18 protein-coding genes are annotated in these 19923 nt (G+C 59.0%); 12 read left to right on the forward strand and 6 right to left on the reverse strand.

What is annotated here, in order from left to right:
* The first annotated feature begins 39 nt into the window (after positions 1–39).
* The 11 genes from ptaA (at position 40) to AC3IUF_RS27215 (ending at position 12200) form a co-directional block, all read left to right on the forward strand.
* A complete protein-coding gene (gene ptaA / locus AC3IUF_RS27165; RefSeq protein ID WP_007910087.1) occupies positions 40–1134 on the forward strand; it encodes a pyoverdine biosynthesis transaminase PtaA in 1095 nt (364 codons plus the stop codon).
* A 145-nt stretch (positions 1135–1279) separates the two neighbouring features.
* A complete protein-coding gene (locus tag AC3IUF_RS27170; protein WP_007910086.1) occupies positions 1280–1741 on the forward strand; it encodes an Lrp/AsnC family transcriptional regulator in 462 nt (153 codons plus the stop codon).
* 223 nt (positions 1742–1964) lie between these two features.
* Positions 1965–3647, forward strand: coding sequence for a flavin monoamine oxidase family protein (locus tag AC3IUF_RS27175; protein ID WP_489279768.1), 1683 nt, complete (start codon positions 1965–1967; stop codon positions 3645–3647).
* A gap of 12 nt (positions 3648–3659) precedes the next feature.
* Entirely contained in the window at positions 3660–4454 is a 795-nt protein-coding gene (locus tag AC3IUF_RS27180) for a carbon-nitrogen hydrolase family protein (RefSeq protein ID WP_489279770.1), read from the forward strand.
* A 38-nt stretch (positions 4455–4492) separates the two neighbouring features.
* A complete protein-coding gene (gene pqqF, locus AC3IUF_RS27185) occupies positions 4493–6907 on the forward strand; it encodes a pyrroloquinoline quinone biosynthesis protein PqqF (protein ID WP_489279771.1) in 2415 nt (804 codons plus the stop codon).
* A gap of 157 nt (positions 6908–7064) precedes the next feature.
* The gene (pqqA, locus tag AC3IUF_RS27190; protein WP_003422658.1) at positions 7065–7139 is read left to right on the forward strand and encodes a pyrroloquinoline quinone precursor peptide PqqA; all 75 of its coding nucleotides are present in this window, start codon (positions 7065–7067) and stop codon (positions 7137–7139) included.
* Between the two features lie 81 nt (positions 7140–7220).
* Positions 7221–8132 (forward strand): pyrroloquinoline quinone biosynthesis protein PqqB, encoded by a 912-nt coding sequence (gene pqqB, locus AC3IUF_RS27195; protein ID WP_095112716.1) that lies wholly within the window; start codon positions 7221–7223, stop codon positions 8130–8132.
* Between the two features lie 134 nt (positions 8133–8266).
* Positions 8267–9019: a pyrroloquinoline-quinone synthase PqqC gene (pqqC, locus tag AC3IUF_RS27200; RefSeq protein ID WP_007949605.1), complete on the forward strand. Its 753-nt coding sequence runs from the start codon at positions 8267–8269 to the stop codon at positions 9017–9019.
* The gene (pqqD, locus tag AC3IUF_RS27205; RefSeq protein WP_007910068.1) at positions 9016–9291 is read left to right on the forward strand and encodes a pyrroloquinoline quinone biosynthesis peptide chaperone PqqD; all 276 of its coding nucleotides are present in this window, start codon (positions 9016–9018) and stop codon (positions 9289–9291) included. The genes pqqC and pqqD overlap by 4 nt, the downstream gene beginning before the upstream one ends.
* Complete coding sequence (gene pqqE, locus AC3IUF_RS27210) at positions 9263–10423, forward strand: pyrroloquinoline quinone biosynthesis protein PqqE (protein ID WP_123375972.1); 1161 nt, start codon at positions 9263–9265, stop codon at positions 10421–10423. The genes pqqD and pqqE overlap by 29 nt, the downstream gene beginning before the upstream one ends.
* Entirely contained in the window at positions 10389–12200 is a 1812-nt protein-coding gene (locus AC3IUF_RS27215; RefSeq protein ID WP_489279772.1) for a S9 family peptidase, read from the forward strand. The genes pqqE and AC3IUF_RS27215 overlap by 35 nt, the downstream gene beginning before the upstream one ends.
* A 111-nt stretch (positions 12201–12311) precedes the next feature.
* On the opposite strand, the gene AC3IUF_RS27220 is transcribed toward AC3IUF_RS27215, so the two are convergent.
* The 4 genes from AC3IUF_RS27220 to AC3IUF_RS27235 form a co-directional block, all read right to left on the reverse strand.
* Positions 12312–12470, reverse strand: a complete 159-nt coding sequence (locus AC3IUF_RS27220; RefSeq protein WP_003228885.1) for a YqaE/Pmp3 family membrane protein — start codon at positions 12468–12470, stop codon at positions 12312–12314.
* A 109-nt stretch (positions 12471–12579) separates the two neighbouring features.
* Positions 12580–12900 carry a helix-turn-helix domain-containing protein gene (locus AC3IUF_RS27225; RefSeq protein ID WP_007910062.1) on the reverse strand — a complete coding sequence of 107 codons (321 nt, stop codon included), beginning with the start codon at positions 12898–12900 and terminating at the stop codon, positions 12580–12582.
* Positions 12893–13249: a type II toxin-antitoxin system RelE/ParE family toxin gene (locus tag AC3IUF_RS27230; protein WP_095112718.1), complete on the reverse strand. Its 357-nt coding sequence runs from the start codon at positions 13247–13249 to the stop codon at positions 12893–12895. Before AC3IUF_RS27230 ends, AC3IUF_RS27225 begins: the two co-directional genes overlap by 8 nt.
* Positions 13250–13501: 252 nt before the next feature.
* The gene (locus tag AC3IUF_RS27235; protein ID WP_095112719.1) at positions 13502–14785 is read right to left on the reverse strand and encodes an aspartate aminotransferase family protein; all 1284 of its coding nucleotides are present in this window, start codon (positions 14783–14785) and stop codon (positions 13502–13504) included.
* A gap of 169 nt (positions 14786–14954) precedes the next feature.
* On the opposite strand from AC3IUF_RS27235, the gene AC3IUF_RS27240 reads away from it, so the two are divergent.
* Positions 14955–15869: a LysR family transcriptional regulator gene (locus AC3IUF_RS27240; protein WP_007910057.1), complete on the forward strand. Its 915-nt coding sequence runs from the start codon at positions 14955–14957 to the stop codon at positions 15867–15869.
* A gap of 227 nt (positions 15870–16096) precedes the next feature.
* Here AC3IUF_RS27240 and AC3IUF_RS27245 read toward each other — a convergent pair whose 3' ends face one another.
* Together AC3IUF_RS27245 and AC3IUF_RS27250 are read right to left on the reverse strand one after the other, a co-directional pair.
* Positions 16097–17875: an acyl-CoA dehydrogenase C-terminal domain-containing protein gene (locus AC3IUF_RS27245; protein ID WP_007910055.1), complete on the reverse strand. Its 1779-nt coding sequence runs from the start codon at positions 17873–17875 to the stop codon at positions 16097–16099.
* A 196-nt stretch (positions 17876–18071) separates the two neighbouring features.
* A complete protein-coding gene (locus AC3IUF_RS27250; RefSeq protein WP_489279775.1) occupies positions 18072–19868 on the reverse strand; it encodes an acyl-CoA dehydrogenase C-terminal domain-containing protein in 1797 nt (598 codons plus the stop codon).
* Between the last annotated feature and the right edge of the window lie 55 nt (positions 19869–19923).

The raw sequence follows: 19923 nt of genomic DNA on the forward strand, positions 1-19923 counted from the left end.
CAGCAGTGGCGCATCTGATGATCCGAAAAGGGAGTTCTCATGGTTGATGTCACTCGACGCTCATTCGTTGGATTTGCCGCGACACTGCCACTGCTGGCGCACAATCCTTGGGCTCAGGCTCAAATTGAAACAGCCTCTGTAGCGGCAACTTCTGACGAGGTGCTGATCAACTTCAACGAAAGCCCTTGGGGACCCTCGACGGCTGCTCGACAAGCGATGCAGGAAGGTATCGCCCTGTCGGGACGTTATCCCTACAAGATCCAGTACCGGCTCAATGCACTGTTTGCCCGCCAGCAAGGCATTCCCGAAGATTTCGTGCAGACCTACAGCGGCTCCAAGCAGGCCCTGCAGCACGCCGTGCATGCCTTCACGCAACAGGGAAGTCTGGTGGTTGCCGCACCGTCCTATGAAGATCCCGTCCAGGCTGCGCGCGGTAGAAATGTCGCTGTCCACGAAGTACCGCTGAACGCTGAGCATGCTCACGACCTGCCGCGCATGCTGGCTGCCGATCATCAGCCGGGGTTGATCTACATCTGCAATCCGAATAATCCGACCGGCACCCTCACTGCCCGCAGCGATATTGAACGCGCGTTGAAGGACAAACCCAAAGGCTCGATTCTGTTGGTGGATGAGGCTTACATCGATTTCTCGCAGGCCATCACCTGCATCCCACTGGTCAAGGATCACCCCGACCTGCTGGTGCTGCGTACCTTTTCGAAAATCTACGGCATGGCGGGTGCAAGGCTCGGCATCGCAGTAGGTAACCCTGCGCTGTTGGAACAATTGGAAGTGTTCGGCAACTACAACGTCCCGGCCGCTTCTTCTTTGCTGGGAGCAATCGCCAGCCTTGAGGACGCTTCGTTGCTGGCGCAAAGGAAACAGAACAACACGCGTCTGCGAGAGGAAACCATCGCCTGGCTGAGTGCGCGAGGTTTTCGTTGCACAGCGTCCCAGGCCAATTGCTTCATGATTGATGTCAGACGCCCTGCGGCTGCCGTGGTAAAGGCATTGGCCGAGCGCCACGTTCATGTCGGTCGCGTATGGAAAGAATGGCCGACCTGGGTTCGAGTGAGCGTCGGCACGGACGATGACATGCGCCGATTCCGGGAGGCATTTGCCAAGGTACTGGCGTAAGAAACACGGGCTCGAATCAACGGTCAGGTTTCAGCAGGACAATAGCGTCGACATGCGGATGAAACCCAATCATCGCCTGCAAGCGTCCCGGCAATTGAGCCTGTAACATGCGCCAACCACCGATCCGCGCCAATGGAGCCGCCCCTTGCCAGACATCCGCCCGCCCGTGCTTGATGAAATCGATCGTCAGTTGATCGCTGCCCTGCAGATCAATGCTCGTGAGAGCGTGGCCATGCTTGCCCGGCAATTGGGCATTGCGCGCACCACCGTGACGTCGCGTCTGGCGCGCCTGGAAAAAGCCAAAGTGATCACCGGCTATGGCGTACGCCTGGGTCAGCGGGTGGTCGATGGCGGGTTGCAGGCGTATGTCGGGATCAAGGTGCAGCCGCGCTCAGGCAAAGAGGTGTTGCGCCGGTTGAGTGCGATGGCACAGGTGCAGCAACTGTGTGCCGTGAGTGGCGAGTTTGATTATGTGGCGTGGTTGCGTACGGACTCGCCGGAGCAACTGGATCAGTTACTCGATCAGATTGGCAGCGTGGACGGGGTGGAGAAGACCACGACTTCGATCATATTGAGTAGCAAGATTGATCGGGGGCAGCCGGTTTAAGATTTTGATCGGGCTTCTCGGGTGGATTTCAGAGCTTCTTCTCGAGCAGGCTCTCTCGCAAATTTTGGTCGGTGTGTAGCCACTGCTCGTCATATTGATCGCTAATCTGCCAAAACGACGACACTTTGCGTCTTATTAACGTGTTCTACGCTCCCTAGAATGGCTGGCAACTTTTCCTATACTCAGACGCGCATCCTGCGTCGGGTCGCCATCAAGGTCAGCCATGAACAAGAACAATCGCCATCCTGTAGACGGTAAGAAACCAGTCACCATTTTCGGTCCGGACTTTCCGTTCGCGTTTGACGACTGGATCGAACACCCGGCCGGTCTCGGCAGCATTCCTGAACACCATCATGGCGCTGAAGTGGCGATCGTCGGCGCAGGCATCGCCGGCCTGGTGGCCGCTTACGAGTTGATGAAGCTCGGCTTGAAACCGGTGGTTTACGAAGCATCAAAACTCGGTGGCCGTCTGCGTTCGCAGGCCTTCAACGGCACCGACGGCATCGTCGCTGAACTCGGCGGCATGCGTTTCCCGGTGTCTTCCACCGCGTTTTATCACTACGTCGACAAGCTCGGCCTCGAAACCAAACCCTTCCCGAACCCGCTGACGCCGGCCTCCGGCAGCACGGTGATCGACCTGGAAGGCAAAACCCATTACGCACAAAAACTGGCGGATCTTCCTGCACTGTTTCAGGAAGTGGCTGACGCCTGGGCGGATGCGCTGGAGGCCGGCTCGCAGTTCGCCGATATCCAGCAAGCCATCCGCGACCGCGATGTACCGCGCCTGAAAGAGCTGTGGAACACGCTGGTGCCGCTGTGGGACGACCGCACCTTCTATGACTTTGTCGCCACCTCCGAGGCCTTCGCCAAACTGTCGTTCCATCACCGCGAAGTGTTCGGCCAAGTCGGATTCGGCACCGGCGGCTGGGATTCGGACTTTCCTAACTCGATGCTGGAAATCTTCCGCGTGGTGATGACCAACTGCGACGATCATCAGCATCTGGTGGTCGGCGGCGTCGAACAAGTACCGCAGGGCATCTGGCGGCATGTGCCGGAACGCTGCGTGTACTGGCCCGAAGGCACCAGCCTGAAATCCCTGCACCGTGGTGCGCCGCGCTCCGGCGTGAAGAAAATTGCCCACGCGGCGGATGGTCGTTTCGCGGTCACCGACAATAATGGCGACACCCGCGAATACGCCGCCGTGCTGACCACTTGTCAGAGCTGGCTGTTGACCACCCAGATCGAATGCGACGAAAGCCTGTTCTCGCAGAAAATGTGGATGGCCCTCGACCGCACCCGCTACATGCAATCGTCGAAGACTTTCGTGATGGTCGACCGGCCGTTCTGGAAGGACAAGGACCCTGAAACCGGCCGCGACCTGATGAGCATGACCCTCACCGATCGCCTGACCCGTGGCACTTACCTGTTCGACAATGGCGACGACAAACCGGGCGTGATCTGCCTGTCTTATTCGTGGATGAGCGACGCGCTGAAGATGCTGCCGCATCCGGTGGAAAAACGCGTTGAGCTTGCGTTGAATGCGTTGAAAAAGATCTACCCGAAAGTCGACATCGCTGCGCGGATCATCGGCGATCCGATCACCGTGTCGTGGGAAGCCGACCCGCATTTCCTCGGTGCATTCAAAGGCGCCCTGCCCGGCCACTATCGCTACAACCAGCGCATGTATGCGCACTTCATGCAGGACGAAATGCCAGCCGAGCAGCGCGGGATTTTTATCGCTGGCGACGATGTTTCGTGGACGCCGGCATGGGTCGAAGGCGCAGTGCAGACGTCGCTCAACGCGGTGTGGGGGATCATGAAGCATTTCGGCGGTTCGACACATAAAGCGAACCCGGGCCCGGGTGATGTGTTCAAAGACATCGGCCCTATCGCCCTGCCCGAGTAAGAGGAATTCCTGATGCGTGTAGCCCTTTACCAATGTCCACCGCTGCCACTGGAGCCCGCCGCCAACCTGCAACGCCTGCATCAACTGGCGATGGAGGCCAAGGGTGCCGACCTGTTGGTGCTGCCGGAGATGTTCATGACCGGCTACAACATCGGCGCCGAAGCGGTCAGCACCTTGGCCGAGGTCTACAACGGTGAATGGGCGCAGCAGATCGGCCGGATCGCCAAGGCTGCGGGTCTGGCGATTGCTTACGGTTATCCGGAGCGCACCGCCGACGGGCAGATTTACAACGCGGTGCAGTTGATCGATTCGAGCGGTGAGCGCCTGTGCAATTACCGCAAGACGCATCTGTTCGGTGATCTGGATCGCTCGATGTTCAGCTCCGGCAATGATGATTTTCCCATCGTCGAACTCAACGGCTGGAAGCTCGGTTTCCTGATTTGTTACGACCTGGAGTTTCCGGAAAACACCCGACGTCTGGCGCTCGCCGGCGCCGAATTGATTCTGGTGCCGACGGCGAACATGATCCCGTTTGATTTTGTCGCTGACGTCACCGTGCGTTCACGCGCCTTCGAAAACCAATGCTACGTGGCTTACGCCAACTACTGCGGCCACGAAGGTTACATCCATTACTGCGGGCAAAGCAGCATCGCCGCACCGGATGGCAGCCGCATCGCTCAGGCCGGACTCGACGAAGCGCTGATCATCGGCAAGCTCGATCGACAGTTGATGCTCGACTCCCGCGCCGCCAATCGCTACCTCAGCGACCGTCGCCCCGAACTTTACGACGCGCTCAACCAGCGCTAATCCGCTAGCATTGGCACTTCACTGTTCTGGAAGTGCCCATGCCTGCGCCGACTCACCCCCGCCTCCACTCTGAAATCCTGGCCAACGGCTTGCGCGTGACCCTGCGTCATGTGCCCGGGCTGAAGCGCAGTGCCGCTGCATTGCGCGTGGCTGTCGGTAGCCATGATGTGCCGCTGGCATGGCCGGGACTGGCGCACTTTCTTGAACACTTGCTGTTTCTCGGCACCGAGCGTTTTCCTGCCGGCGATGGGCTGATGGCCTACGTACAGCGTCATGGTGGGCAAGTGAATGCCAGCACGCGCGAACGTACTACTGACTTTTTCTTTGAATTGCCGACGCGCTCATTCAGCGACGGGCTGGAGCGTCTGTCAGACATGCTCGCTCAGCCGCGTATGAATCTGGACGATCAGTTGCGGGAACGGGAAGTGTTGCAGGCAGAATTTGTCGCATGGACGCAGGATTCTGCGGCGCAGCAGCAGTTTTCCTTGTACGAAGGTTTACCGGCAGATCATCCGTTGCGCGGATTTCATGCGGGGAATCGCGACAGCCTGCCAGTCGAACAATCTGCGTTTCAACAGGCGTTGAAAGCCTTCCACCAGCAGTTTTATCGGACTGGGCAGATGACGCTGAGTCTGGTCGGACCGCAGAGTCTTGAGGAACTGAAAGCACTGGCTGAACAATTTGCAGCGGATTTGCCAGCTGGGGATAAAGTTGCGCAGGCGGCATCCATACCGCTGGCGGTAAAAAGTTATCAACAGGTGGCTGAGCGACGCGGCAACCTGATGTTTGCGTTCGATGCCTTGCCTGAGTCGTCTGGCGAGGCTTTGGCATTCCTTTGCCATTGGTTGAACAGCGCCAAACCCGGAGGCTTGCTGGCGCATTTGCAGCAGCAGAATCTGGCCGATGGATTAAAAGCTGCGCCGGTCTATCACTTTGCCAGCCAAACGTTGCTGCATCTGGAGTTCAGCGCAGCGTCCGAATCGTTAAACGCCATTGGCGAGTTGGTGCTGGATTGGCTGAGTTTCTTTGCTCAACAAGATTGGGTGCCACTGCAAAAAGAATACGCGGCGCTGCTTCAGCGTCAGCAACAAGTCAGCGGCGCGCTGCAACTGGCGCGGCTCGATAGTGAAGCGTTGGAAGTCGGGTTGTCTGATTCCGGCGTTAAAGCCCTTACACAAATTCTCAGCGAAATCGGCACTGTGGATAACTTCAGCGATCACTGGAGCCTGCCTGCTGCCAATCCTTTTCTGAGAGCCAGCGAACCCTTGGCCAACGCCGGGCTGATTCGCGGCCAGACCAGTGCCCACCGAGGGCTGCGCACGTTCGCTCAGGATCGTTCGCGCGGCCGTCGTGAACGCTCGCCGATGCAGTTCAGTCGGGCGTTGCCGGACAACACGGATGAAGGCGCAGTTTATCTGCGCTGGCAGGTGGAAGTTGCAGCCAGCGCTGACCTGCAATCGAGGTTGCAGCGTAGTCTTCGGCAAACGCAGCAAGACGCCCGAGAAGCCGGCGTCGACCTGTCTTTCAGCGACGCTGGCAATCAATGGCTGCTGAAGCTCACCGGGCTGCAAGAGCCAATGCCCAGCGTCCTTGAACATGCGCTGAAATCTCTGACGCAAGTTGACCCCGATTCGCCGCGCAGTGAACCGCAAGCGCCGTTGAACCCCATCCGCCAACTGTTGAAAACGTTGCCGGAACAGACGCTGGAATCAGCCAAAACCGGCGACGACGCCCAACACCTGTGGACAACTTCACGCTGGGACGGCCTCGCCCTGGGCCTGAATCAACAGACTCAATCTGCCATGGGCTTGGCCCTGAGCCGGATTCCCGGGATTGCGGACAATCAGTTGCCAGCGCCGACGACGATCACCGCGCAAAAACACTGGCGACATATCGATACCGCCTCCAGCGAATACGCCTTGCTGCTGTTCTGCCCGACTACCAGCCGCAGCCTCGCCGACGAAGCCGCGTGGCGGCTGTTGGCGCAGTTGTGCCAGACACCTTTCTACCAGCGCCTGCGGGTCGAATTGCAATTGGGTTATGCAGTTTTCAGCGCACTGCGCCAGATTCACGGCCAGACGGCCATGCTGTTCGGCGTGCAATCCCCGAACACCCCACCCGTGGAACTGCTCGGCCACATTCGGCAGTTCTTCGAAAGCCTGCCAATGCTGGTCGAAAAGAATGATGAGTCGAGCTTCGAGCAACAACGCCAGAGCCTCGCTGATCAATTCGACGACGCCAACCTGTCCAGCAAAGACGCCGCCGAACTGCTTTGGCAGGCCAGGCTTGCAGGTCACTCGTCGGATTATCTTGAGCAATTGATCGCCGCCATCGGCCAACTGGATCGCCAGACATTGCTCAGCGCTGCGCAGCGCTTGAGCAACGCCGAAGGCGGCTGGCTCTGCCTCGCCAGCGATCCGGCACCCGAGACCTCATGGCAAGCAGCAAATTGATCATTACCAAGGCTGCAAGGAGCTTTCTCAAAGATTCACGGGCATTTACCCGGAAATTTTGAGTAACATAGCAGCCTAACTATTTGGAACATCTTTGCGCTGCCGTGGACTATAACTATGGACAGCGCTATCCCACCCCACCCTGAGGAGACACACCATGTCCTGGACAAAACCGGCTTACACCGACCTGCGTATCGGCTTCGAAGTCACCATGTACTTCGCCAGCCGCTGAGTTCTGCTTACGTAGAATTGCAGTGCAACGCCTCGGCTCGCCGAGGCGTTTTATTTTCCGCGTTGAAATGATGGAGTGTTCATGTTCGTCCAGATTCTGGGTTCGGCCGCTGGCGGCGGTTTTCCGCAGTGGAACTGCAACTGCGTCAACTGTGCAGGTTTTCGCGACGGCAGCCTGAATGCCAAGGCCCGCACCCAATCGTCCATCGCGATTTCCGACGACGGCGTGAACTGGGTGCTGTGCAACGCCTCGCCGGACATCCGCGCGCAACTGCAGAGCTTCGCCCCGATGCAACCGGGCCGGGCCCTGCGCGACACCGGCATCAGCGCGATCATTCTGATGGACAGCCAGATCGACCACACCACCGGCCTGCTCAGCCTGCGCGAAGGCTGCCCGCATCAGGTCTGGTGCACGGACATGGTTCATGAAGATCTGAGCACCGGTTTTCCGCTGTTCAAGATGCTCACCCACTGGAACGGTGGGCTGGACTGGAACCGCATCGAACTTGACCAAAGTTTCACCGTGGCCGCGTGCCCGAGCCTGCGCTTCACTCCGCTGCCGTTGCGCAGCGCGGCGCCGCCGTATTCGCCACACCGCTTCGATCCGCATCCGGGCGATAACATCGGTTTGATCGTTGAAGACCTGAACACCGGCGGCAAGCTGTTCTACGCGCCGGGGCTGGGCAAGGTCGACGCACCGTTACTGGAGATCATGGCGGGCAGTGATTGCCTGTTGGTCGACGGCACGATGTGGGATGACGATGAAATGCAGCGCCGTGGCGTCGGCACGCGCACCGGTCGCGAGATGGGTCACCTGGCACAGAACGGGCCTGGCGGCATGCTCGAAGTGCTGGAACAACTGCCAGAGCAGCGCAAGGTGCTTATCCACATCAACAACACCAATCCGATTCTCGATGAGGATTCGCCGGAGCGTGCCGAGTTGGCGCGGCGTGATGTTGAAGTGGCGTATGACGGCATGAGTATTGTGCTGTAGCGGATGGCCCCATCGCTGGCAAGCCAGCTCCCACAAGGTTCTGTGGTGTACACAAAACCTGTGGGAGCTGGCTTGCCAGCGATGACGTCCTGACAGACACCACAGAATCCAACGGTTGTTCCCGGAGAACAGACATGACTGACACGCCAATGTCCCCCACCGAATTCGAAGCGGCCCTGCGCGCCAAAGGCGCCTACTACCACATCCACCACCCCTACCACGTGGCGATGTACCAAGGCCGAGCAACTCGCGAACAGATTCAGGGCTGGGTCGCCAACCGCTTCTACTATCAGGTGAACATCCCCCTGAAGGACGCGGCGATCCTCGCCAACTGCCCCGATCGGGAAATCCGCCGCGAATGGATTCAGCGCCTGCTCGACCACGACGGCGCTCCCGGTGAAGACGGCGGTATCGAAGCCTGGCTGCGCCTCGGTCAAGCGGTCGGTCTCGATCCGGATCAACTGCGCTCCCAAGAACTGGTATTGCCCGGCGTACGCTTTGCCGTCGACGCCTACGTCAACTTCGCCCGCCGCGCCAGTTGGCAGGAAGCCGCCAGCAGCTCGTTGACCGAACTGTTTGCACCGCAGATCCACCAGTCGCGCCTCGACAGCTGGCCGCAGCATTACCCGTGGATCGACCCGGCCGGTTACGAATACTTCCGCACCCGCCTCGGTCAGGCACGGCGTGATGTCGAGCACGGTCTGGCAATCACGCTTGAGCACTACAAGACGCGTGAAGGCCAGGAGCGCATGCTGGAAATTCTCCAGTTCAAACTGGACATTCTTTGGAGCATGCTCGATGCCATGAGCATGGCCTACGAACTGAACCGCCCGCCGTATCACAGCGTCACCGAACAACGCGTCTGGCATAAAGGAATCACCTTATGAGTTTCGACCGCAGCAAAGTCCCGACCTGGCGTCCCGGCTACCGCTTCCAGTACGAACCGGCGCAGAAAGGTCACGTGCTGCTCTACCCCGAAGGCATGATCAAACTCAACGACAGCGCCGCGCTGATCGGTGGGCTGATCGACGGTGAACGCGATGTCGCGGCGATCATCGCCAAACTCGACGAGCAGTTCCCCGGCGTGCCTGAGCTCGGTGATGACATCGAGCAATTCATGGAGGTTGCCCGTGCGCAGCACTGGATCGAACTTGCCTGATCTGCCGGCCAAGCCTGAAATCGGCCTGCCGTTGTGGCTGCTCGCCGAGCTGACCTACCGCTGCCCGCTGCAATGCCCGTACTGCTCCAATCCGCTGGATTTCGCCGAGCAGGGCAAAGAACTGACCACAGAACAATGGGTCAAGGTGTTCCGCGAGGCGCGGGAGATGGGCGCGGCGCAACTGGGTTTTTCCGGCGGCGAGCCGCTGGTGCGTCAGGATCTCGCCGAGCTGATTCATGAAGCGCGGCAGTTGGGTTTCTACACCAACCTGATCACCTCCGGCATCGGCCTGACCGAGCAGAAAATCAGCGACTTCAAGAAGGCCGGCCTCGATCATATCCAGATCAGTTTCCAAGCCAGCGACGAGCAAGTGAACAACCTGCTCGCCGGTTCGAAAAAGGCTTTCGCGCAGAAGCTGGAAATGGCCCGCGCAGTGAAGGCCCACGGCTATCCGATGGTGCTGAACTTCGTCACCCATCGGCACAACATCGACAAGATCGACCGCATCATCGAACTGTGCATAGCGCTCGAAGCCGACTTTGTCGAACTAGCCACCTGCCAGTTTTACGGTTGGGCGCAGCTCAATCGTGTCGGCCTGTTGCCGACCAAGGAACAACTGGTGCGCGCCGAACGCATCACCAACGAATACCGCGCCAAGCTGGAAGCCGAAGGGCATCCGTGCAAACTGATTTTCGTCACCCCGGATTACTACGAAGAACGCCCGAAAGCCTGCATGAACGGCTGGGGCAGTATCTTTCTGACGGTCACCCCGGACGGCACCGCGCTGCCCTGCCACGGCGCCCGACAGATGCCGGTGCAGTTTCCCAATGTGCGCGATCACAGCATGCAACACATCTGGTACGACTCGTTCGGCTTCAACCGCTTCCGTGGTTACGACTGGATGCCCGAGCCGTGCCGCTCTTGTGACGAGAAAGAAAAAGACTTCGGCGGCTGCCGCTGCCAGGCGTTCATGCTCACCGGCGATGCGAGCAATGCCGACCCGGTGTGCAGCAAGTCCGAACATCACGGTGTGATCCTCAAGGCCCGCGAAGAAGCCGAGACCGCCACCCAAACCATCGAACAACTGGCCTTCCGCAATGAACGAAACTCGCGCCTCATCGCCAAGGGCTGAGCCTTTCAGCGCCTCGCAAGCCGTCGCTGCCGGCATGGACTTCGCCGAGTTGCAGCTCGGCGCCAACGGGTTGTTCTGGAATGAATATCGACCGGAGGATGCCGCGTGCCGGATCTGGCATTGGCGCGATGGCATGGCGAATTGTCTTACGCCAGACGGTTTCAGCGTGCGCAGTCGGGTGTACGAATATGGCGGTGGTGCGTTTTGTCTGACGCCGAACGGGGTGGTTTTCGTTGCTGAGGCGGATCAGCAGTTGTATCGCCAAAATCTCGATGGCGAGCCTGAAGCATTGACGTCGGGCGAGTGCCGTTATGGCGATCTGCATTTTGCTTCCGGCCAGGTGCTGGCGGTCGAAGAACAGCAAGATCAGCATCGGCTGGTAGCAATCGGTCTCGCTGACGGGACGCGGCATTTATTGGCTGAAGGCGCGGATTTTTATGCGGCGCCAATCCTCAGTGTGGATGGCCAGCGTTTGGCCTGGATCGAGTGGAGTCGGCCGCATCAGCCGTGGACGTCGACTCGGTTGATGGTGGCAGAGCGTTTGACTGACGGTGCATTTGGTTCGCCGCAATGTGTCGCTGGTGTCGAGCTTGAAGAGTCGATCCAACAACCTCGATTCGGTGCCGACAATCGCCTTTGTTGCCTGACCGATCGTGGTGGATTCTGGCAGCCGTGGGCTGAGACTTCCGACGGTTTGGAGCCATTACCTGCTGCGCAAGCCGATCACGCGCCAGCACCGTGGCAATTGGGCGGCTGCACCTGGCTGCCTGTTGAAAATTCGGTTTTAGCCAGTTGGAGCGAAGGTGGTTTCGGGCGTCTGATGCTTGGCGATGACGATTTCACTGGCGACTACAGCCGCTTCCGGCATTTGGCTTTGGATGCGCAATTTATCTACTGCATCGCCGCCTCGCCGATCAACCCTTCGGCGGTCATCGCTATTGATCGAACGAGTCGCGAAGTGAAAGTGCTGGCCGGTGGTGTTGCGCCCCTGCCCGCCGAACGCATCAGCCGTCCGCAAACCCTGCGCTACCCAAGCGGTTCGGGCGAAGCGCATGGATTCTTTTATCCAGCCATGAGCGGTGAGACGAAACCGCCGTTGGTAGTATTCATCCACGGTGGCCCGACGTCAGCCTGCTATCCGATGCTCGACCCGCGCATTCAATACTGGACGCAACGCGGCTTCACCGTCGCCGATCTCAACTATCGCGGCAGCAGTGGATATGGCCGGGAATATCGACAGGCACTGCATCTGAGCTGGGGCGAGGTGGATGTCGAGGATGCTTGTGCGGCGGTGAGTTATCTCGCCGAACAGGGTTTGATCGACGGTGAACGCGCATTCATTCGAGGTGGCAGCGCAGGCGGCTACACCACGTTATGTGCGCTGGCGTTCAAACACGTCTTCCGCGCCGGAGCGAGTTTGTACGGCGTTAGCGACCCGGTTGCATTGGCTCGGGCAACGCACAAATTCGAGGGTGATTATCTGGACTGGCTGATCGGCGATCCCGAGCAAGACGCCGAACGCTACGCCGCCCGCACGCCGTTGTTGCACGCAAACAACATCCGCGTACCGGTGATCTTCTTTCAAGGTGAACTGGACGCCGTCGTTGTCCCGCAACAGACCCGCGACATGGTCACGGCGCTGGAGCAAAACGGCGTCCCGGTCGAAGCGCATTACTACCCCGACGAACGCCACGGCTTCCGCCGCGCCGCCAATCAGGCGCATGCGCTGGAGCAGGAGTGGAAGTTCTATCGGCGGGTGATGGGATTTACAGACTGAAACCCTCTTCCTGTAGGAGCTGCGGCACGCTGCGATCTTTTGATCCTGATCCTCGAATTAAAATCAAAAGATCGCAGCGTGCCGCAGCACCTACAGGTTTATGCCGCTGACTCAGCGCTTGGCGATGATATACACCGCATGCACGATCCCCGGAATATACCCGCACAACGTCAGCAGAATGTTCAACCAGAACGCCCCGCCAAATCCGACCTGCAGAAACACGCCCAGTGGTGGCAACAGAATAGCGATGATGATGCGAATGAAATCCATGGGGCAGCTCCTGTGTGGGGGTTGGCTCATTTGAGCCATACAAGCTAATCGACCCGCGCCGTTCGTCAGGGTTCAGTGCTAATCACAGTGTCGGTATCAAACTGATAGCTCAGCTAAGAATTTGCAGTCCGTGCTTCTGCACGATGCTCAGTAACTTCAGCGCCATTCCGCTGGGGTGTTTGTCTCCCGACTCCCATTGTTTGACTGTCGACGCGCTAGTGTTCAAGTAGCGAGCGAATACCGGCTGGCTGACGTTATTGCGTTCGCGCAGAGCCTTGATCTGTTCCGCCGGGATCGCTTCAGGAACCGTTGCCAGACACGACTCATCAAACTCCCGCATTGTTGCCTTGCTGATTGCTCCGACAGCCAGTAGAGCGCTGGCTGATTCGTGTATCGATTCAAAAACTTCACTTTTGAATTTCTTACTCATGAAATATCTCCACAAACTCCTTCATTGCCAACAAATCCCGGATCTGCTCCTCGGTCAGTTGAGCATAGGTTTTGGCTAACTTTCGTAAATCCTTCAATTCGGATGTTGTGATGTTGCTCTGATCTTTCTTGGCGAACAGCACTTGATAGATCCAGTAACGCCCGCCCTTAGCCAAAACAATCGAACGATGACGGTTGGCGTTCAACCGCTTCTTCCAGACGCCACCACCAAGATCGTCAGCCTGACCTTCAAGCATCTCGCAAAATGCTTCCCGGAGCTCCGCGTCGCTGATCCAAGCCTTGCCGGCTCGTATCGCAAAACCCTTGGTTTTGAACAGCCTGAATGACATCGGTATCCCTTCCAAAAAACATACCACCCAGTGGTATAGATTACAAAGCCATCCGTCTCGAAAATATCGATCGGTCTGCCCCCGCATTCCCTGCAGGGACTTTCTAAAAAACCATTCGCACAACGAACTCTCAAGCACTAAACGCCATCTGCAAAACCCGGCCAAAAAAAAACGCCCCACGCCAAAAGAATCAGGCGTGGGGCGTGCGTTATACCGCGAGACGGTTCTGGAAATCGGGTGGGAAACTTCAGCTCAGACGGCAATCCCTTTGCGGCATTGCAGTTGCGCGGTGCGCACTCGCGAGAAGGAGCGGCCTAGGCGCAGGAGCATTTCATCGATGTTGGTTTTGCTGACGGTGAGGGCCGGGGTGAAACGCAGGCAGTTGGCTTGCGGCGCATTGAGCAGCAGGCCTTCGTGCAGGGCGGCGTGGACCACGGCCTCTGCGGAATCGTCTGACAGGGTCAGTCCGAAGAAGAGGCCTTGACCGCGCAGTTCGCCGTGGTAATAGCGGTGTGCCAATCGGACCAGGCCTTCGCGCAGGTACTGGCCGTTGTCGTTGACCTGCTGGAGGAAACTGCGGTCGTGCACGCTGTCGAGCACTACCAGACCGGCCGCCGTCATCAATGCATTGCCGTGATGGGTGCCGCCCAGTTCGCCGGCCTCGAAACAGCACGCTTTGCCCCGCGCCAGCAGCGCCGCCAATGGCACACCGCCGCCAAGTCCTTTGCCGAGCACGACGATATCGGCGCGCACGCCGTAGGACTGTTCCGCGAGCAGAGTGCCGCAGCGGCCGATACCGGTTTGCACTTCGTCGAGGATCAAGAGAATGCCCAGTTCACGACAGAGTCGTTCGACACCCTTGAGGTAATGTTCAGTGGCCGGAATAACGCCGGCATCGCTTTGAATCGGCTCCAGCATGATCGCGACGGTTTGCGCATCGACCGCGGCGTGCAGGGCCGGCAAGTCGTTGAACGGCACCAGATCAAACCCCGGCAGCAACGGCGCAAAACGGTTGTGCAGGTTGCAGCTGTCGGAGGCGGAAATCGTCGCCAGACTGCGACCGTGACAACCCTGCTTCGCGACAATGATCCGCGAGGCGCCGCCGCGATGCAGCTGCCCCCATTTGCGCGCGAGTTTGATCGCCGCTTCACAGGCTTCGCTGCCGCTGTTGAGCAGGTAGGCCTGATCGCTGGAGGTAGCGGCGCACAGACGCTCGGCAAGGCTGAGCATGCCTCGATTGTGCAGATTGAAGCCGGGATTGATCAGCGCCTGCGCCTGACTGCTGATGGCTTTGACCAGCGCCGACGGGCTGTGGCCGAGGCTGTTGGCGCCGCCGGCCTGAGAAAAGTCGAGATACGCGCGGTCGTTACTGCCCCACAGCCACGACCCCTGACCACGGACAAACACCTGTTGCGGCCGTTCGACGCTAGGCATCAGGCGCTCGGCGCTGAGACTTTCGCTGATGTCTGAAGGGTTGGCCTCGAAAGCGAGGTCATCAAGACTCGGCGTCTGGCGCCGCAAACTGAACAGATTCATTGAAAAAACCCTCGTTCGAGGTTTTTTGAACTGCCTATGCAAACACTGTCGAAGCGATCGCTATTCATCGCGCTTTCTGGCCCTGTAAGCCTTGTGAATGCGGTTAGACTAGGCGCACTGACGGCTTCGGGCCATTTCGATTTATCAGCATTTTCGATAAGCGTTACTTATGGATTTCAAGCAACTGCGTTATTTCGTCGCGGTCTACGAAGAAGGTCATGTCGGCCGGGCGGCTGAACGCCTGTCGATCTCGCAACCGGCGCTGTCGCAGCAGATCCGCCAGCTCGAACAGAACCTCGACGTCACCTTGTTCGAGCGCAGCAGCAAGCGCCTGCTGCCGACCCTCGCCGCGCACACGTTGTACAACCATGCGTTGCCGCTGCTCGATGGCTTGCAACGAGCGCGCGAGGCGCTGGGCAACTTCAAGGGCCAGGCCTTGCGCACGCTGGCGATCGGCGTGCTGCAAACGGTGCACACCAGTCTGGTCCCGCAAATGCTTGAGCGGGTGCGCAAGGCACAGCCACATCTGGTGGTGCAAATCTATGAATTGACCGGACTTGAGATCGAACGGCGGCTGCTCAACGGTTCTTTGGACATCGGCATCAGTTACCTGCCGCCGCGCCAACCGGGCCTGCACGGTGTGATGCTTTACGAAGATGAGCTGACGCTGGTCATCCCGGCGGATCATCCATTGCGTGAATTCAAGAAAGTCTCGATGCGTCAGGCTGCCGAATTGCCGATGTTGCTGCTGGGCGAAGAGTTCCAGATCCGCCAGATATGGCAGGCGCAACTGACCGCCCTCGGGCGCCGTCCGCAGGTACAAGCCGAGTTGAACAATATGGTGGGTATTCTCGACAGCCTTCCACACACCAAACTGGCGACAGTGCTGCCGGGGCGTTCGCAGAAGGAATACGACGATCAGGATCTGTTGTGGAAACCGCTGAGCGAACCGCGCGTGCCGCTGAAGGTTGGCCTGGTGTGTCGCGATGTGCAGCGCCAGCAGGCCTCTTTGGCGCTGTTGCGGACGTTGCTGGAAGAAGTGATGGAGCGAGAAGTAAAGCCGCCGCTCGATCCTTTGGTCTGAGCACTTTTCTTCAGGCAAAAGAAAACCCCGCCGAAGCGGGGCTTTGCAGACTGTTTCCCTGACATCCATTTCACTCCGCCACCCTGGCAGAATCCTACGTGTCCGTGTTGTTGCTTTGCGCTTCCTGCGCGACGTCCATGAAATGTAGATTAGCTGTGGATCCAATCTTCGCCTATGGGAGAACAGCAGCACGTCATGTAAGAGAATGCTTACATGACGTCATCGCATCAGAATTGCGCTGCATCCAGCAGGAACAGCGACTCGCTACCGGCCTTTACTGACGCACTCAACGAGTGAATCCGCGGGAGCAAGCGGGCGAAATAGAAGCGCGCAGTGCCCAACTTGCTGGCATAGAAATCGTCCTGCGCTTCTTTGCCCAGCGAAGCTTTGGCCATCAATGCCCACATGTAGGCATACGCCGTGTATCCGAATGCTTGCAAATATTCGACCGAAGCCGCGCCAATTTCGTTCGGGTTGTTTTTTGCCCGATCCAGCAACCACGAGGTCAGCTCGTCGAGCGTGTCGACGGCATCGTTCAGCGGTTTGGTGAATTCGCCCAGATCGGCACTGGCTGTCGCGGTGAAATGGCGGATCTCGTCGGCGAACAGCTTGTAGAACGCGCCGCCGCTGCCGACGATCTTACGACCGACCAGGTCCAGCGCCTGAATGCCGTTGGTGCCTTCGTAGATCTGAGTGATACGCACGTCGCGCACCAGTTGCTCCTGGCCCCATTCGCGGATGTAGCCGTGGCCGCCGAAAATCTGCTGGCCGTGCACGGTGGTTTCCAGACCCAGGTCGGTGAGGAATGCCTTGGCTACCGGCGTCAGCAACGCGACCAGATCTTCTGCACGCTTGCGGGTGGTGGCGTCTTCGCTGAACTTGGCGGTGTCGAGTTGCATCGCCACGTAGGTGGAGAACGCACGGCCGCCTTCGTTCGAGGCTTTCATGGTCAGCAGCATGCGCCGCACATCCGGGTGGACGATGATCGGGTCTGCGACTTTGTCTTTGTTCTGCGCGCCGGTCGGCGAACGGCTTTGCAGACGGTCGCGGGCGTATTCAACGGCGTTCTGATACGAACGCTCGCCGGTGGCCAGGCCTTGGATGCCGACGCCGAGGCGCTCGTAGTTCATCATGGTGAACATCGCGGCCAGGCCTTTGTTCGGCTCGCCAACCAGATAACCCACGGCTTCGTCGAAGTTCATCACGCAGGTCGCGGACGCCTGAATGCCCATCTTGTGTTCGATCGAACCGCAGTTCGCCGGATTGCGTGCGCCCAGACTGCCGTCGGCATTGACCATGAACTTCGGCACCAGGAACAGCGAAATGCCTTTCGGACCCGCCGGGGCGTCCGGCAGTTTCGCCAACACCAGATGAATGATGTTTTCGGTGAGATCGTGTTCGCCACCGGTAATGAAGATTTTGGTGCCGCTGACTTTGTAGGAACCGTCGGCCTGAGGCTCGGCTTTTGTCCGAATAATCCCCAGGTCGGTGCCGGCGTGCGGCTCGGTCAGGCACATGGAGCCGGCCCAGACGCCGGCATACATGTTCGGCAGGTACGCGGCTTTCAGCTCTTCGCTGGCATGGGCGTTGATCGACAGGCAGGCGCCAGCGGTCAGCATCGGGTACAGACCGAACGACAGGCTGGCGGAGTTGACCATTTCTTCAACCTGCGCCGATACGGCTTTGGGCATGCCCATGCCGCCGTATTGCGGATCGCCACCGACGCCAACCCAGCCGCCCTCGGCGTAAGTCTGATAAGCCTGTGGAAAACCGGCTGGAGTGGTGACGGCGCCGTCGGCCCAGTGACAGCCTTCTTCGTCAGCGGCACGGCTCAGCGGCGCGATGCTTTTGCTGGTGACCTTGCCGGCCTCTTCGAGAATGGCTTCAACGGTTTCGGCGTCGACAGTCTCAGCCAGCGCCGGCAGTTCGGCCCAGAGTTTGGCGACTTCGAACACTTCATTGAGGACGAAGCGCATATCGCGCAGCGGCGCTTTGTAGTCAGCCATGGCAAACCTCGCAAGATCTAAACAGGTGATTCGTGGAATGATGTTTTCTGAGCCCGAGTGTACCTCAACAACTTTTGCGACACATAGGGTCAACCGGTGACTGATTTGTTATTTTTAGTCACCACAATAAATCGCAGCCTCGACAACGCCCGATTCCCTGTAGGAGCTGCCGAAGGCCGCGATCTTTTTATCTTCTCTAAAGTGCAAACAACTCCGCAGACAGTTTCATCAGGCAATCACTCCCCGCCTCGATCGCCGCCCGATGCGCCGCCGTACGCGGCAACAAACGCTTGAAGTAGAACTCGCACGTCGCCAATTTCCCGCGCAGGTAATCCGCCTCACCCTCGCCCGCCTCCAGCTGCGCCTGCGCCACCAACGCCATGCGCAACCACAGATAACCGAGAATGATGTAACCGCTGTACATCAGGTAATCCACCGACGCCGCGCCCACTTCATCCGGGTTCTTCATGGCCGCCATGCCGACCTTCATGGTCAGGTCGCCCCACTGCTGGTTCAGCTCATTGAGCTGCGCAGCGAAACTGCCCAGCTGCGGGTGCTCAGCGTTGGCCGCGCAGAACTTATGGACGATTTTGGTGAAACCGCGCAGCAACTTACCCTGACTGCCCAACACCTTGCGCCCGAGCAGGTCCAGCGCCTGAATACCGTTGGTGCCCTCGTAGATTGGCGCGATCCGACAGTCGCGAACCAACTGTTCCATGCCCCATTCACGAATGAAGCCGTGGCCACCGAATACCTGCATGCCGTGGTTGGTCACTTCCAGGCCAGTGTCGGTCATGAACGCTTTGCAGATCGGCGTGAGGAACGCCAACAAATCCTCGGCCTCCTGCCGTGCTTCGGCATCAGTGCTCAGATGCGCGACATCGAGCAACTGCGCGGTGAAGTAGGTCAGCGCCCGATTGCCTTCGTTAAAGGCTTTCATGGTCAACAACATGCGCCGCACGTCCGGGTGGACGATGATCGGGTCGGCGGCTTTGTCCGGGGCTTTGGCGCCCGTCAGTGAACGCATCTGCAAGCGGTCGTTGGCGTATTTGATGGCGCCCTGGAAACTCGCTTCACCCAAACACAAACCCTGCATCCCGGTGCCGAGCCGTGCGTGGTTCATCATGGTGAACATGCAGTTCAGGCCCTTGTTCGGCTCGCCGATCAGGTAACCCTTGGCGCCGTCGAAGTTGAGCACGCAAGTGGCCGAGGCCTTGATGCCCATCTTGTGTTCGATCGAACCGCAGGACACGCCGTTGCGCTCGCCTGCCTCACCCACCGCATCCGGCAAGAATTTCGGCACGATAAACAGCGAAATCCCTTTGGTCCCGGCCGGCGCATCCGGCAACTTGGCCAACACCAGATGGATGATGTTATCGCTCATGTCGTGCTCGCCGGCGGAGATGAAAATCTTGCTGCCGGTGACCGCATAACTGCCGTCGGCCTGAGGCACGGCGCGGGTCTTGATGATGCCCAGGTCGGTGCCGCAGTGGGCTTCGGTCAGGCACATGGTGCCGGTCCACTGGCCGGCGGTGAGTTTGCTCAGGTAGGTGTCTTTTTGCTCAGCGCTGCCGTGAGCGTGGATCGCCGACATCGCGCCGTGGGTCAAACCCGGGTACATGCCCCAAGAGGTATTGCTGGAGCCGACCATTTCGCTGATCACCAATCCCAGCGAACTCGGCAAGCCCTGGCCGCCGTAAACCGGATCTGCTGCCAGACCGTGCCAGCCGCCCTCGACGTATTGTGCGAAGGCTTGCTTGAAGCCTGTAGGCGTTGTCACCACACCATTGTCGAAATGGCAGCCCTCTTCGTCACCGCTGCGATTGAGCGGCGCCAGAACGTTCTCGCAGAACTTCGCGCCCTCTTCGAGAATCGCGTTGATCATGTCCGGGCTGGCGTCGTGCGCGCCGAGGGTGGCGTAATTGGCGTGGAAGTCGAAGACGTGGTCGATCAGAAAGCGCATGTCGCGCAGGGGAGCTTTGTACTCAGGCATGGTGGCTTCTCCGTCAGCAGATTTCCTCAACCTACTGCCGGCCACCACGCCCCAC

The organism is Pseudomonas sp. KH_040, from assembly GCF_057839305.1.

Bases quoted from the DNA above. Each gene is read 5' to 3' on its own strand.
- ptaA (WP_007910087.1), top strand. From the start codon at position 40: ATGGTTGATGTCACTCGACGCTCATTCGTTGGATTTGCCGCGACACTG.
- AC3IUF_RS27175 (WP_489279768.1), top strand. From the start codon at position 1,965: ATGAACAAGAACAATCGCCATCCTGTAGACGGTAAGAAACCAGTCACC.
- AC3IUF_RS27180 (WP_489279770.1), top strand. From the start codon at position 3,660: ATGCGTGTAGCCCTTTACCAATGTCCACCGCTGCCACTGGAGCCCGCC.
- pqqF (WP_489279771.1), top strand. From the start codon at position 4,493: ATGCCTGCGCCGACTCACCCCCGCCTCCACTCTGAAATCCTGGCCAAC.
- pqqB (WP_095112716.1), top strand. From the start codon at position 7,221: ATGTTCGTCCAGATTCTGGGTTCGGCCGCTGGCGGCGGTTTTCCGCAG.
- pqqC (WP_007949605.1), top strand. From the start codon at position 8,267: ATGACTGACACGCCAATGTCCCCCACCGAATTCGAAGCGGCCCTGCGC.
- pqqD (WP_007910068.1), top strand. From the start codon at position 9,016: ATGAGTTTCGACCGCAGCAAAGTCCCGACCTGGCGTCCCGGCTACCGC.
- AC3IUF_RS27215 (WP_489279772.1), top strand. From the start codon at position 10,389: ATGAACGAAACTCGCGCCTCATCGCCAAGGGCTGAGCCTTTCAGCGCC.
- AC3IUF_RS27220 (WP_003228885.1), bottom strand. From the start codon at position 12,470: ATGGATTTCATTCGCATCATCATCGCTATTCTGTTGCCACCACTGGGC.
- AC3IUF_RS27225 (WP_007910062.1), bottom strand. From the start codon at position 12,900: ATGAGTAAGAAATTCAAAAGTGAAGTTTTTGAATCGATACACGAATCA.
- AC3IUF_RS27230 (WP_095112718.1), bottom strand. From the start codon at position 13,249: ATGTCATTCAGGCTGTTCAAAACCAAGGGTTTTGCGATACGAGCCGGC.
- AC3IUF_RS27235 (WP_095112719.1), bottom strand. From the start codon at position 14,785: ATGAATCTGTTCAGTTTGCGGCGCCAGACGCCGAGTCTTGATGACCTC.
- AC3IUF_RS27240 (WP_007910057.1), top strand. From the start codon at position 14,955: ATGGATTTCAAGCAACTGCGTTATTTCGTCGCGGTCTACGAAGAAGGT.
- AC3IUF_RS27245 (WP_007910055.1), bottom strand. From the start codon at position 17,875: ATGGCTGACTACAAAGCGCCGCTGCGCGATATGCGCTTCGTCCTCAAT.
- AC3IUF_RS27250 (WP_489279775.1), bottom strand. From the start codon at position 19,868: ATGCCTGAGTACAAAGCTCCCCTGCGCGACATGCGCTTTCTGATCGAC.